The organism is uncultured Nostoc sp. (genome assembly GCF_937863485.1).
Lineage (GTDB): Bacteria > Cyanobacteriota > Cyanobacteriia > Cyanobacteriales > Nostocaceae > Nostoc.
This window is the reverse complement of the sequence record NZ_CALMFY010000166.1, coordinates 57564-70549: the sequence shown is the minus strand read 5'-3', so window position 1 is coordinate 70549 and position 12986 is coordinate 57564. Positions and strand designations below refer to the sequence as shown.

At 40.3% G+C, this 12986-nt stretch carries 12 protein-coding genes and 1 pseudogene; 11 read left to right on the top strand and 2 right to left on the bottom strand.

Annotated features, from left to right (window positions below):
- Positions 1-349: 349 nt before the first annotated feature.
- The 11 genes and pseudogenes from glmM (at position 350) to Q0541_RS22195 (ending at position 11766) form a co-directional block, all read left to right on the top strand.
- Complete coding sequence (glmM, locus tag Q0541_RS22245) at positions 350-1819, top strand: phosphoglucosamine mutase (protein ID WP_298915459.1); 1470 nt, start codon at positions 350-352, stop codon at positions 1817-1819.
- Positions 1820-2046: 227 nt separating this feature from the next.
- On the top strand, positions 2047-2814 hold the full coding sequence (locus tag Q0541_RS22240; RefSeq protein ID WP_298915456.1) for a glycosyltransferase family A protein: 768 nt from the start codon (positions 2047-2049) through the stop codon (positions 2812-2814).
- 35 nt (positions 2815-2849) lie between these two features.
- The gene (hpsL, locus tag Q0541_RS22235; RefSeq protein ID WP_298915451.1) at positions 2850-4505 is read left to right on the top strand and encodes a hormogonium polysaccharide biosynthesis protein HpsL; all 1656 of its coding nucleotides are present in this window, start codon (positions 2850-2852) and stop codon (positions 4503-4505) included.
- A gap of 11 nt (positions 4506-4516) precedes the next feature.
- Complete coding sequence (locus tag Q0541_RS22230) at positions 4517-5668, top strand: glycosyltransferase family 4 protein (RefSeq protein WP_298915448.1); 1152 nt, start codon at positions 4517-4519, stop codon at positions 5666-5668.
- A 283-nt stretch (positions 5669-5951) separates the two neighbouring features.
- Positions 5952-6932: a hormogonium polysaccharide biosynthesis glycosyltransferase HpsN gene (gene hpsN / locus Q0541_RS22225; protein WP_298915445.1), complete on the top strand. Its 981-nt coding sequence runs from the start codon at positions 5952-5954 to the stop codon at positions 6930-6932.
- Between the two features lie 142 nt (positions 6933-7074).
- Positions 7075-8271 (top strand): hormogonium polysaccharide biosynthesis glycosyltransferase HpsO, encoded by a 1197-nt coding sequence (gene hpsO / locus Q0541_RS22220; RefSeq protein ID WP_298915441.1) that lies wholly within the window; start codon positions 7075-7077, stop codon positions 8269-8271.
- A 14-nt stretch (positions 8272-8285) separates the two neighbouring features.
- The gene (gene hpsP, locus Q0541_RS22215) at positions 8286-9464 is read left to right on the top strand and encodes a hormogonium polysaccharide biosynthesis glycosyltransferase HpsP (protein WP_298915553.1); all 1179 of its coding nucleotides are present in this window, start codon (positions 8286-8288) and stop codon (positions 9462-9464) included.
- Between the two features lie 105 nt (positions 9465-9569).
- Positions 9570-9794 (top strand): hypothetical protein, encoded by a 225-nt coding sequence (locus Q0541_RS22210; RefSeq protein ID WP_298915439.1) that lies wholly within the window; start codon positions 9570-9572, stop codon positions 9792-9794.
- 269 nt (positions 9795-10063) lie between these two features.
- A complete protein-coding gene (locus Q0541_RS22205; protein WP_298915436.1) occupies positions 10064-10702 on the top strand; it encodes a peroxiredoxin in 639 nt (212 codons plus the stop codon).
- Between the two features lie 118 nt (positions 10703-10820).
- A pseudogene (locus Q0541_RS22200) lies at positions 10821-11405 on the top strand (Uma2 family endonuclease).
- Between the two features lie 49 nt (positions 11406-11454).
- Positions 11455-11766, top strand: coding sequence for a hypothetical protein (locus Q0541_RS22195; protein ID WP_298915433.1), 312 nt, complete (start codon positions 11455-11457; stop codon positions 11764-11766).
- Positions 11767-12044: 278 nt separating this feature from the next.
- Here Q0541_RS22195 and Q0541_RS22190 read toward each other — a convergent pair whose 3' ends face one another.
- Positions 12045-12236 (bottom strand): hypothetical protein, encoded by a 192-nt coding sequence (locus Q0541_RS22190; protein ID WP_298915430.1) that lies wholly within the window; start codon positions 12234-12236, stop codon positions 12045-12047.
- On the bottom strand, positions 12233-12907 hold the full coding sequence (locus Q0541_RS22185) for a DUF305 domain-containing protein (protein ID WP_298915428.1): 675 nt from the start codon (positions 12905-12907) through the stop codon (positions 12233-12235). The genes Q0541_RS22190 and Q0541_RS22185 overlap by 4 nt, the downstream gene beginning before the upstream one ends.
- Positions 12908-12986: the final 79 nt, after the last annotated feature.

Below are 12986 nucleotides of genomic sequence, written 5' to 3'. Positions count from 1 at the left end.
TTTGCTTTCATTCTCAGCTTTCCGGAAAACACTTCTGAGAGAAGTATGGTAATAGTTGTTACAATGTTTCTAAAGAAGTAAAATTGTAAGGTGTGAATTAATACAGATAAAAATCAAGACTAAAGTTGAGAGCATAAAAGGAACAATTATTTAAAATGTGGAAATTTTACTAATAACGGAAAAACTAATACTGACTTTATGAAAGATTTACAATTAAAGTTACTTAAGTATTATTACGTACAAAAATTTTGATTTAGAATGAATTTCTAAAGATAAAAAGCATGTCGAAATTGCTGAATAAAGTCTTAAGTGCTATTTTTCAGTGTGATTGTGTGGAGTATTTAAACATATGGTTTCATCTATAACTCGGACACCAGGCATTCCTGGGGATTCTGCTTCCGAAGCTGACGAATTGGACAAAGGGATTGAGAGCAGTTTTGCATTGAATTTAATCCCATTACCAGCAAATCCCTTATTTGGCACAGATGGTATTCGCGGACGAGTCGGAGAATTACTAAGTGCGCCCCTAGCATTACAAGTTGGTTTTTGGACAGGTATTGTTTTACGTAACAATGCTACTCAAATAGGGCCAGTCATTCTCGGACAGGACTCTAGAAACTCCAGCGATATGCTGGCAATGGCTTTGAGTGCAGGTTTAACAGCAGCGGGGTTAGAGGTTTGGTATTTGGGATTATGTCCCACTCCTTGCGTTGCCTATCTTACCAGCATCAGTGATGCCATTGGCGGAGTGATGATTTCTGCCAGCCACAATCCCCCAGAGGATAATGGCATTAAGGTTTTTGGTGCGGATGGTGGGAAGTTACCTCAAATATTGCAGGCAGAAATTGAAGCGGGACTGCGTGGCAAGATATCACCTATTGCTATCAGTAATTGCGGACGGCATTACTCACGTTTGGAGTTAGTGGGGCATTATAGCGAGGCGTTGAAAAAACCCTTAAACAGTGCCCTAAATCTTCAGGGAATGAAGATTGTCTTAGACTTGGCGTGGGGAGCAGCAGTAGGATTAGCACCATCAGTATTTACAGAAATGGGGGCAGAGGTGATCTGCTTGCATAACGAAGCAGATGGCGATCGCATTAATGTTAACTGCGGTTCTACTCACCTAGATATTCTTGCAGCAACAGTACAAGAACACAATGCTGACATCGGCTTTGCCTTTGATGGCGACGCCGATCGCGTCTTAGCAGTAGACAATACCGGAAGGCAAGTTAACGGCGATTACATTCTCTACCTATGGGGACGCCAATTACAACAAAACCAACAACTGCCAGATAACCTGATTGTATCTACAGTCATGGCTAATTTAGGTTTTGAGAAAGCTTGGCAACAAATTGGTGGTAACCTGATTCGCACCGCAGTCGGTGACCAATATGTGCAAGCAGAAATGCTGCGGACTGGGGGAATGTTAGGCGGCGAACAATCGGGTCATATTCTTTGCCGTCATTATGCCGTGACTGGAGATGGCTTGTTAACAGCCTTGCATGTAGCAGCTTTGGTGAAACAGGCGGATATTTCCCTAGCAGAATTAGTAGATCAAAGCTTCCAGACCTATCCGCAACTGTTGCGGAACGTGCGAGTCGTAGATCGCGATCGCCGTTTAGGATGGCAAGATTGCCAACCTGTACAACAAGCGATCGCTCTTGCTGAAGCTGCAATGGGTGATTCCGGCAGAATTTTGGTTCGCGCCTCTGGTACAGAACCAGTGATCAGAGTTATGGTAGAAGCCGCCAATGCCGAACTTACCAACTACTGGACAAATGAATTAGTTTCAAAAGTCCAGCAACATCTGATGGACTAAATTAGCTAATATCTCAGCTTTTAACAAGCGCCAATTTTCCGTCACAGCTTCTGCAAATTAACCAGCCTTGGTTATCTGTAGAAGCTGTGACATTTGTATTGTTAGATCATGTCCGACTAACTACTTGTCAAAAGAACTCACCACGTCCCCATAATTAGTCCTGGTATCAGTCGGAACGTGTTATTATTTACTTCGAGATTTTTAGCTATCTGCTCTAAGATAATATAATGCTTGTTTTTGTTATTCCACTCAAAAGTGCAAAAGTTTCCAATTCTTGGGAGCGTGTTACACAATTATTTGAAAGATGCATTAAATCAGTTTGCAATCAAACCTCACCTAACTTTCGCGTTATTGTAGTTTGTCACGAAAAGCCAAAAATAGAATTCACTCATCCTCATATCACATACATTATAGTTGATTTTTCCGCTCCAAACGAGACTGACCCTGTAGCTAAAGGAGACACAGATAAAGGGCGTAAAATATTAAAAGGATTGATTTATGCTCGTCAATTTTCTCCCACTCACACTATGACAGTTGATGCTGACGATTGTGTCAGTAAAGAATTAGCCAAATTTATTCAACAACATCCCGATTCTAATGGATGGTTTATAAATAAAGGTTATAAATATCAAGAAGGCAGTAATTACATATATATTAAAAGAAGCAAATTTTATAAAATGTGCGGCAGTTGTAACATTATTCGATATGATTTGAATGATTTGCCAGAGACCGCAGAATACAATCGTGGCTACGGATACTATAGATACTATATAGATCATGCCAAAGTTAGAGATATTTTAAAGAACAAAGCAAAAGCCATTAAATCATTACCATTTCCAGGTGCAGTTTATATTTTGGAAACAGGAGAAAATCTTTTTGATAATTCAAAAAGATTAAAATTTAGCATTTTTAATCGTAAATTCTTAAATCCATCAGTTAGAGATGAATTCGGATTGTACGACTTACAGCAATCTAAAGAAATTTGTCAACTATAATAGATTCTCTAAGGCTGATAGGCTACAGCATTACTATGCCGAAAAGAAAGTCAAAATCCCGCCCATCTAAAAAGTCGAAAAAGCAGGCTAAAAAGGAAACTTCTACCCTTAGCCTCAAAGAACAGTTAGCCCAAAAGCGCAAAGTAGCCCTAGCACGTAAAGAATTCATTAGCGTACTCACCACCGCCACTATTGGCGGTGTCTTCTTTGGCATTGTGCTTTTTTTTGTAGGTGGAATTAAAGCAGCAGTTCCTGGTGTCTTGGGGATACTCGTCATCTCCCTTTCCTACAAATACCCGCGCCAAGCGCTATATGCCTTCATCATTTACGTACCAATTGGGGGTACTATCACTTACTACTTGGGCAATAGTCCCATACTCCAATTAGCTAAAGATGCTTTTTATGTTCCAGCGCTAATTGGACTTTGGCAGACTTGCCGTAAACAGGGGCTACCCCTAATTATTCCCCAAGGCATTAAAATCCCACTTTATATTGTTTTGGGTTGCAGTCTGCTAACGCTGTTGTTTATCAATGGTGGACAGCAGTTTAACCCGCCCAGTGTGGGACTATTGGAAAAAGCAGAGACAGAAATACCCTTAGGAATGGGAATTCTGGGGCTGAAAGTATTTTTAGGCTATGTCCCTCTGATTGGTTGTGCCTACTATCTAATTCGTGATAAGCGGGATTTTCTATTTTTATCGCGCCTCCAGATTGCCCTTACACTGATTTGCTGTGTGCTGGGATTTATTCAATACCTGTTACTACTAACTGGTGTATGTCAAGGCACTAGAGGTCTTGAAGGAAATGCCCTATTTGTTACATCACTAGAAGCCCGGTGTTATTTTGGTGGAGCGCTCTTATATAGTCCCGACGAAGGGGTTATTCGCCTACCAGGGACATTTGTAGCCCCTTGGCAGTGGGCATGGTTCTTAATTGCCAGTACCTTTTTTACCTTTGCCACCGGCTTCACCGACCCTTCCCCCATATGGCGGCTGGTCGGTTTAGGTTCTTTAGTGACAGTCTTTATCAATGCTGTAATCTCTGGACAGAGAATCGCCTTAGCTTTAGTACCAACCTGCTTCGGGATTTTGCTATTGCTCACTGGACAAATTGGCAACCTTAAACGATTTATCCCCATAGGGATAGGACTTGCTCTAGTTTTGGGAATTGTGATGGTGACTAACCCTGCTGTCGTGCAAGAGAGAACCGAGAGTTTTACTAGTCGCTGGGACGCTTCACCACCTCAAGATTTTATCGTCCAGCAATTTCAAGAGAATTGGAAAAACGTAGACGGCCCCTTGGGAAGTGGCTTAGGTCGAGCAACTAACTCTGCTCGTGTAATGGGTTCAACCAAACTCGTAGAAACCTACTATCCCAAAGTCCTTTATGAAGTTGGAATTGTTGGAGTACTAGCTTTTTTGGGTTTGGTAACAAGTTTAACAATTATTGGCTTTAAGACCTATCGCTCTATAAAAAACCGTAATTTCCGCAGTTACGGAGCAGCTTTGTGGGTGTTTATATTGTTTATTAGCTACAACACCTACTACTATCCTCTGGATGTTGATCCAGTTGCTGTCTATTATTGGTTTTTTGCCGGAGTTCTTTTTAAATTGCCAGAACTGGAGAAACAAGATCAAGAAGATGCCAACCCTCAGCAAAAAAACAAGAGAAAACGTCTAAAAACAATTTAAATGAAATAAAAATGGCAAAAGTTATCATAGCAGGTCAAAAACACCTCAGCATTCCAAACCTACCTCGAAATTCTCGGCATACACTCATCCGCCCCAAGCCTTTCCCCGCAGGCAGATATCCTATAGAAAAAATTTGGTATCCTTTAAGCAGCTTTATGGCTTGGCAACCTGTATGGGGAAGATACCAAGCAATTCATTCTTTCAACAGAATTTTATATACAAATAAACCTTGGTTTTTCACCTTTGAAGATCATCGTGTTTTATATAGAAATCCTCAAAATAAAAGCGAAGCTGCAATTTATGAATTATTAAATAATCGGTTAGCATTAGACAATTGCCAAAAACTTAGCGCTATCTCCGATTATGCCAAGTTGAGATTAATTAAGCGGATAGAAGGCTGGAAGATAGAAGAAAAAGTAAGCAATAAATTAGATGTTATTCATCCAAACTTCCCAGTCAGAGTTAGCCAACCGAAACTATATCAAGAACAGCAAAATCTCCAGCTTGTATTTATCGGAAACCACATTGCCCGCAAAGGTGGAGTTGTTGCTTTAAGACTCGCCAAGAAAGCTGAAAAATTAGGTTTACCTATTACTGTACATATAATTTCAGATATGGGGCATGGTTCAGGAGTCCCGACTGATTTTCCCGATACTACGAAATATGTAGAGGATTTAAAGTTACTAAAATTAAATAATGTTGTGTTTTATAACAATATTGTTAATGACAAAGTTATTGAGTTATTATCGCAAAGTCATTTTCAAATAATGGCGACATTACATGATACTTATGGTTATAGTATCATCGAAGGCTTTTCCGTTGCAACTCCTGCGATTACAACAAATGTATGTGCTTTACCAGAGTTTATTCGTCATGGCGAAAATGGCTATATTTTAGAATTACCAATTAATGAACTTAGGCACTGGAGCAATTGGTTGCATGGAGATAAAATCAAAACTAATGAATATTGGGAAATTCTAAACAGCACCTATGACTATTTGGCAGAGCAAGCATTGCAACAAATCATTCAATTTCTTGATAGAAGTGATAAACGAGAACATTACGAATTTTTAAGTGCAGGAGCATTAGCTCAAGCGCAAATTGTGCATAACTCCGAAAAGCAAAATGAGTTATTTGATAATCTCTATGCAGCAGCAGCATGAACAATTGACTGAATGTGAATTATGACTTTTCAGGTCATGTGGAAAAACCAACAAAGAATTTAATAGGGTGCGTTATGGACATTAGTCTTAACGCACCGAAAATCTAGGATGGTGCGTTAGCCTACGGCATAAGACACTCTTGCATTACTTTTCAAACAACCTTTTAGCCAGTCCTTGAGCTGTTGACTGAATTTAAATTAAGACAATAGTAGCTTACTAAAGTTAATCAAAATTAATTTTTATAAGGTTATTATCAAAGTAGAAAAATTGCTTAATAAAAATCATGAATAATTATCCTTTAATTACTGTAGTTATCCCGACCTATGGTCGAGAGGAAGCGCTACAGGATAGCATTGTAGATGTCCTGAAACAAGACTATCCAAATTTTGAAGTTTTAGTGGTAGACCAAACCCCAAAACACCAACCAGAAATTCAAGCCTACCTAGAAGAGATGGGGGGGGCAGGTAAAATTAAATGGTTGCGCTTAGATTGGGCGAGTTTGCCAGGGGCGCGAAATTACGCTGTGCGGCGGTCTTCTGGTGAAATAATATTATTTATTGATGATGATGTTCAGCTAACCCCAGAATTGTTAACAGCCCATGCGAAAAATTATTTGCAAAATCCAGAAGTGGGGGCTGTGGCCGGACGGGTATTTGACAGAATGAAATTGGGTGATTCTGGGGGAGATTTACAGATTGAATATCTGCCTCCCGAAGCAATGGACCCAGGAATTGCTTGGTATCATATTGATTTAGTACATACCATCAAACCCCAGCAAGTGCTGACAGCAAGGGGTTGCAATATGTCATTTCGCCGTGAAATTTTTACTAAGTACGGGCTGAGATTTGATGAGAGGTTTGGCGGTAGTGCAGTGCGCGAAGAGTCAGATTTTTGTTTGCGGGTGCGACAAACAGGATATAAGATTTGGTACGACCCAGAGGCCCACTTGGTGCATCTAGGCGAAGAAACAGGGGGTTGTCATGATATTAGTATGCGATCGCTCAAATATCAACTCACCTTTTATCACAACCATTTCCTGCTAGGGCTGAAAAACCTTACTCCTATTCAAGCTTTACGCTTATACGGCCGTTTATTTGACTGTCACGTCCTGGGACGCCCACCTTGTAATAAAAGCGGTTCCCCCATCAAAATTGCCACTCGCGCTTTTTTCTACACTTTGGGTTTTTTCAAAGCCTTGGGTACCGTCATCCAATCAATATGGAACGATGGTCAAATTTACAGTCGATTGGATGAACAAGTTTAGTTAGGAGTAGAGACGCGACGCCAGTCGCTACAACGGGGGGAACCCCCGCAACGCGCTGGCTGATTAATCGCGTCTGTACAGGAGTTAGAAGTTAATCAAAAACAAAGGACAACTGACAAAAAATAAATAATAATTAATATCAATGAAAATCTTAGTTGCTAGTCACACTTATATCGTAGACCTCAACTGTGAAAAATTACGCGCTTTATCTCAACTAGAACCGGGAGTTGAAGTGACAGTTGTAGTTCCAAAGCGCTGGAAACCAGGTGGCGTGCAAAACAGAATTATTGAAACTGAATACCGTGATGAAGGCACATTTAGAATAGTTCCAGTTTCTAATTTCAGTCAAAATCATCAGGGACTCCTTACCTTTGGCACTGATTTAATATCTTTGTTAAAACAATTTCGTCCCCAAATCATCCAAGTGGAACAAGGGTCTAGAGGACTGGCTTATACTCAGATGATTGCCTTAAATAAGCTATTAGGACTCAAGGCAAAAAATATATTTTTTACCTGGTGGAATTTACCCTATGAACTTAAATTACCAGTTGCTTTATTAGAAAAATATAACCTCAATCACAGCCACGGGATCATTTCTGGCAATCAAGATGGAGCAGAAGTTTTGCGACAACGGGGATATAAAGGAGCAATTAAAGTCATGCCACAACTGGGTGTAGATGAAAGTTTATTTACTCCCAAAGCCCAACCAGAGTTAGCAGCTAATTTAGGCATTAATCAAGAGGATTTTGTAGTAGGTTTTGTTGGACGATTTGTACAAGAAAAGGGTTTGTTAACACTTTTGCAAGCCTTAGTGACTTTGAAAAATAAACCTTGGAAATTACTGTTGTTGGGACGGGGAGAGTTGCAAACTGAGTTAATCAAAATAGCGGTAGAAAATAATATTAAAGAACGGTTAATTTTGATAGAAAGTGTCCCTCATGATCACGTTACAAACTATATCAATTTAATGAGTACTTTGGTACTGCCTTCAGAAAGAACTTCTAAGTTTAAAACCTTAACTTCTGTTGGCTGGAAAGAACAATTTGGTCATGTAATAATTGAGGCAATGGCTTGCCAAGTACCTGTAATTGGTTCTGATTCTGGTGAAATTCCTTATGTAATTGGCGATGCTGGTTTAGTATTTCCCGAAGGAGATGCTCAAGCCCTTGCTAATTGCTTAGTTCAATTAATAGATAAACCCTATTTTGCTCACACTCTGGGTGAAATGGGTTATCAAAAAGTAATGATTAAATATACAAACAAAGCTTTGGCTAAACAGCAATTAGAGTTTTATCAAGAATTAGTTAATAGTCAAGAGTCATGGGTTATTAACAAATGACAAATGACAAAAAAATCAAAATATTACAAATTGTCCCCTCAATTTCTCTGATTTACGGCGGTCCCAGTCAAATGGTACTAGGATTAGCTCCAGCGTTGGTAAAAGAGGGAGTGGAAGTTACAATTCTCACAACTGATAGTAATGGCGATAATGGTCAAACACCTTTGAATATTCCTTTAAATCGCCCAATTAAACAAGATGGCTATGAAATAATTTACTTTCGTTGTGCCCCATTTCGTCGCTACAAATTTTCCCTAGATTTATTAAACTGGCTAAAACGTCATGCTCATGAGTTTGACATAGCACATATTCATGCTCTATTCTCTCCTATAAGTAGTGCTGCTGCTATTGTGTGTCGTCAGCAAAAGCTACCTTATATTTTCCGTCCTTTAGGTACTCTCGACCCGGCTGATTTACGGAAGAAAAAGCAATTAAAACAGCTTTATATTGCAATTATAGAACGTCAAAATTTAGCTGGTGCCGCAGCAATTCATTTTACCAGCGATCAAGAAGCTAAAATATCAGAACGATTTGGAGTATCTACGCCAGATTTGGTGATTCCCTTGGGTGTGATTCCCCCTCAATCGCCCCTTAAAAATGTATGTATTCAGTTAGAAATACCAAAGGATGTGCCTTTAGTGCTATTTATGTCACGAATTGACCCGAAAAAGGGGTTAAATTTGTTGATTCCGGCGCTAGAGAAGCTATTAGCAGTTGGTTATAAGTTTCATTTTGTCTTAGCTGGGACAAATCCCCAAGATCCAGATTACGAACAAAAGATAATATCCCAAATTCAAAATTCACCGCTGCGATCGCACACTACAATTACCGGCTTTGTCACTGGTGAACTAAAAGTTAGTTTACTACAATCTGCTGATTTATTTGTTTTGCCTTCCTACTACGAAAATTTTGGGATTGCTGTAGCTGAAGCGATGGTAGCAGGAACACCTGTAATAATTTCTGACCAAGTGCATATTTGTCAACAGGTGCGTGATAGTGAGTCGGGTTGGGTATGTGCAACAGATGTCCAAGCACTGGTAGAGTTACTGCAAGAAGCTTTGCAAAATCCCGCAGAACGCCAACGACGCGGATTAAACGCCCAAAAATATGCATTGGAAAATTTTAGCTGGGATGCGATCGCTAGGCAAACAATCCAAGCCTACCAGGAAATTCTGACGAACAAATTAATTTAACTCAACGCAGATAATAAAAGTTTTTGCCAAATAGGTGCTAGAACCGCTTTGACAATATAATCCCAATACAGGCTTATCCAGTCTCACACCAGGAGGAAGTAATTAATGAGTATCAATCTGACTGAAAAAGAAGCTTATACTGCAATGTACGCCTTCTTAGTTCAAGTGTATGAAAGAACCCAATCAAATGACTTGGGAGGATTACTTGGAGACATGAGTACTATAGAAGATAGTGAAACTGCTGATCCTGCTGTTTGGCATGAGTGGTTACGATGCGTTGCTCAAGTCAAACAAGGTAAAGTTGATATAGACTTACACATTCACAGCTAAGATAAGTAAGTCGGCGTGGAAATTTATAACTATAGGATTCCTATTTGATTTTTGAAATGTAAAGAAAAACCTGTAGGGAAAACATACTAATTAAAAGCATATATGTGTATTTTTGTCAATAAGTTTTACCTCACTCTCGGATAAGGGACGAGAGTGCTGACAACCTAAAATTTTGTTTCAAACCGCTAAAGCCCGATTGGGGAATAGGGGTTTTATGTCATGATGGCAAAGTAGAACACATATGCTTTTCTAACTACAGGGAATCTCACATGGCTCTCCGTTTAGGTGACACAGTACCCAACTTTACGCAAGCCTCAACACACGGCGACATCGATTTTTACCAATGGGCAGGTGACAGCTGGGTAGTGCTGTTCTCTCACCCTGCTGATTTTACACCTGTTTGCACAACAGAACTCGGCACAGTTGCCAAGCTCAAACCAGAATTTGACAAGCGCAATGTCAAAGCGATCGCACTTAGTGTTGATAACGTTGAATCCCACAAAGGCTGGGTGGGAGACATTGAAGAAACTCAAAGCACCACCCTCAACTACCCAATTTTGGCGGATGCGGATCGCAAGGTTTCTGACCTTTACGACATGATCCACCCCAATGCTAATGCGGCTGTAACAGTGCGATCGGTTTTCGTGATTGACCCCAATAAGAAACTCCGTCTAACTTTCACTTACCCCCCCAGTACGGGACGCAACTTTGATGAACTTTTGCGGGTGATTGATTCTCTGCAATTGACTGATAATTACAGCGTGGCGACACCAGCTGACTGGAAAGATGGAGAGGATGTTGTAATTGTCCCCTCACTGAAAGATCCAGAAGTACTCAAAGAGAAATTCCCCAAAGGTTATGAAGAAGTTAAACCCTATCTGCGGGTAACTCCTCAGCCTAACAAGTAAATCTGAAAATGATTTCGGATAAAAAAGCAAAGGCGCAAAGTTATATCTTGGCGTCTTTTCTTATTTGCGTGAGAATATAGTTAACTCGGCTAGGCATCTGAACCTGGAGGAAATCTTGATGTTTTCATCCCCTTTGGTTTTACAAATTCCGTCATCAATGCAAATGACAGACGAACAATTTTTTGAGTTTTGTCAGGTGAATCGTGACTTACGCATTGAGCGGAATAAATTTGGAGAAATATCAATTATGCCACCTACAGGAGGGACAACAGGCAACCGTGGAGGCAACATCTTTGGGCAGTTATGGGTGTGGTCGGAACAAGATGGTACAGGTATAACTTTTGACTCTAGTACCGGATTTAAGTTATCAACAGGTGCAAACAGATCGCCAGATGCTTCCTGGATTCAACTAGAACGGTGGAATTCTCTATCTCCAAAACAACAAGAAAGGTTTGTACCTATTTGTCCGGATTTTGTAGTCGAACTCAAATCTCCTAGCGACAACCTCTAAACTTTGAAGGAAAAAATGGAGGAATATATGAATGAGCCAGGAATACAGTTAGGCTGGTTAATTGATCGTAAACAGCGTAAAGTTTATATTTATCGTCCTGGATTGCCAGAGGAATATTTGGATAATCCTGGTAGTGTAAGCGGCGAGTCGGTATTGCCTGGGTTTAATCTCAATATGAGTAAAGTTTGGTAGAGAAAGTTTTATAAAGCAGTTTAACTTATTCAGAACTTACGCACGGGTCATGAAAGAACGTAGACGCATTGGCGCAGCCTCTCGTAGAGAAGCGGCTTGCCGCAGGCTACCACTCCAGACACAGAGTACACGGAGGAATGAGAGTTTGAGAGGTTTTTTGCGTAAGTCCTATTATTCACAAGCAACAAGGTTAAAAATGTTAACTAGTGTTGAAGGGACATATCGTAATGGTCGAGTGGAACTCACTGAACAACCTACCGATGTATGTGAAGGAATGCGAGTAATTGTAATTTTTATCAGGTCGGATGAGATTAACCTAGTACGCCACGGGGGAAATAGAGCAACCATTCAAAAACCCTGAAAAGCCTATTCCGTAATATTTTTGACTTTTGACTTTTGAATGAGTGACTTCCGCCTTGCGGTACTAGCCTCTCAAGGAATTAACGAAGCGCAAGCTGAGATTTTGCGATCGCATTTAGCAACCTTTGCAGATGACTGAGATAGCCCGGAAATGAGTATCTATGACAACTATGACGCAGCCAAAACAAATTTTGTTATTTGCCAATTGAGAATGCGCCGCACTTCATCAGGAAAGAGAGATTAGGCAGTAGGGGGTTGCTGGCGAATCTACACAAATACTTAATACAGCATTTCATTAATTCGTAGCGAATTAAATTTGGCAATGCCAATGCGTCCCTCTGCAATGCCAATGCATCTCTCTACAATGCCAATGCATCTCTCTACAATGCCAATGCGTCCCTCTACAATGCCAATGCGTCCCTCTGCATTTAAAAACACTACGATTTTATGCAAAACTGTACTTAGGCTCACTTGTTATACCAAGTTTTTCGCCACTGCTGCATTTGCTTAATCTCTGTATTTTGTGCCTTGATAATTTCTTGGCCTAATTGCTTGATTTCAGGACGCTTAGACTTACCCAATACATCTTTTGCCATTGTTACAGCCCCTTCATGGTGAGGAATCATCGCATTGATAAAGCGCAGATCAAATTCAGCATCAGCTGCACCTAAATCCTGACTCATCATCATGGTTTTAGTTTGGTCAGACGACATCTCCATCATATGACCCATTTGACTGTCATAAGCCATTGGTTTATCTCCCGCCTTGGGATACCAAGCTTGTCGCCACTGCTTCATCTGAGTGATTTCTTGATCTTGTGATTTGATGATATTGTCCGCTAGTTTTTTGATTTCAGGACGTTTTGATTTCTGCTGCGCTTCTTTAGCCATTTCCACAGCCCCTTGATGGTGTGGTATCATAGCGTCGATAAATCGTAAATCAAAGTTAGCGTCGGCTGGGCCTAAATCCATAGCCATGCTGTGATTCATCTGCTTGTCGCTAACATTGGTAACGGTTGCGTTTGGGGTTTGGCTTTGGTTCTGGGAAGCCGTATTGCTACAGGCTGTAATTAACCCGCCGGCTGAGGCGATCGCAGTCAAGGTTAACGCCAAAAAGCCATTCCTCAAAGATAACAGTTGCATAAATCTCACCTAAACAATTTCCTAATTGTAATCAAATTAGGATGAAATCTAAAGATCCCCGACTTTTCAAATAAGTCGG